This is a genomic window from Piscibacillus salipiscarius (assembly GCF_042685285.1).
Classification (GTDB): domain Bacteria; phylum Bacillota; class Bacilli; order Bacillales; family Alkalibacillaceae; genus Piscibacillus; species Piscibacillus salipiscarius.
Genome location: NZ_JBHUMZ010000032.1, coordinates 1 through 1,007, shown reverse-complemented (window position 1 = coordinate 1,007; position 1,007 = coordinate 1). Strand labels below are relative to the sequence as shown.

1 pseudogene is annotated in these 1,007 nt (G+C 35.7%); it reads right to left on the bottom strand.

Annotated elements, in window-relative coordinates:
* Positions 1-918: pseudogene (locus tag ACFSW4_RS11930) on the bottom strand (IS3 family transposase); the annotation flags it as partial.
* Positions 919-1,007 lie beyond the last annotated feature (89 nt).

Below are 1,007 nucleotides of genomic sequence, written 5' to 3'. Positions count from 1 at the left end.
ATGCCTGAAAGGCATAGGATGTATATTGTGCTCCCTGATCACTGTGTAATTTGACTTCATGAGTCTCTCTTCCGTTACAAGCTTCACGTAGCGTCTCCAAAACAAAATCCACATGTTGCGAGTCACTAATCTTGTAAGCAATAACTTCGTTATTATACAAATCCATAATAGTTGATAAATACAACATCTTTGGTCCATAAGGTAAGTATGTTATATCTGTTACCCATTTTTGATTCGGTTTCTCAGCTTTAAAATCTTGTTTTAATAAGTTAGAAACTATAATTTTACTTTCTCCTGCAATATATTTTTGTCGCTTTACTTTTACGCGACACTGGATTTCATATTTTTGCATCACTTTTTGAACCGTCTTTCGGTTCTTCTTAATCTGATGATCTTTCCATAAAATTTCTCTAACTTTTCGGTGCCCCACTCGATGTGAAAGTTGTTTACAGATATTAATGACGAGTTGATGAAACTCTGGAATTTTTTGATTCACACTTCTTTTCCATCGATAATATGTCGAACGAGGTATTTCAAAGCACTCACATATTTCTTTCGCCGTAAACCGGTCTTTAAAAACTTCTACAACTTCTACAAAAATGTCTGGTACCACTTCCTTTCGATTTCTTGGTACTTTCCCATTAGCTCGTCCCGCATTTCATAATAAGTGACCTTTCTTTTTAATTGCGCTAGTTCACTATCATCATCTGGACCTTTGCCGAAGGTATATTGTTTTCCAATCGGTTGAGCCAGTCTGTGATTTTCACCATTACGGTACCACCTCATCCAGGTTTTGATTTGACTTTTACTTTTTATTCCAAACCTTTTCATAATCTCACGATTAGTCCACTCACCAGATAACTTCAGACGAATCACTTCTTGTTTTACCTCTTCAGGATAAAATCGATTTTTACCCATAAAGAAAAACACCTCCTAAATTGTCGAATACTTTTACATACGACATAGGGGGTGTTTTTTCCTGTCTCATATTATTGGGTCACTCTATT